Genomic DNA, 269 nt, shown 5'->3' on the forward strand with positions numbered 1-269 from the left:
GATTACTTAGCCACTTATTTAAAAGAACGTAAAAAACAAAACCCTAATACACTTCTCGTACATGCTGGCGATATTGTCGGAGCTAGTCCACCAGTTTCAGCATTGTTACAAGACGAACCAACGATTGAATTTTTAAATGACTTAAAATTTGATGTAGGTACAATCGGAAACCATGAATTTGATGAAGGCATCGATGAAATGAAACGACTCATTTACGGTGGTTACCACGAAAAAACAGGGAATTTCAAAGGAGCAAACTTCCCTTATGT

The 269-nt window shown here is 36.8% G+C and carries 1 protein-coding gene; it reads left to right on the forward strand.

Annotated elements, in window-relative coordinates:
• The coding region (locus JDS96_RS31115) for a metallophosphoesterase (protein ID WP_199669157.1) at nt 1-269 on the forward strand (269 nt) is incomplete at both ends.

Source organism: Bacillus cereus group sp. N21 (genome assembly GCF_016483395.1).
Taxonomy (GTDB): domain Bacteria; phylum Bacillota; class Bacilli; order Bacillales; family Bacillaceae_G; genus Bacillus_A; species Bacillus_A pseudomycoides.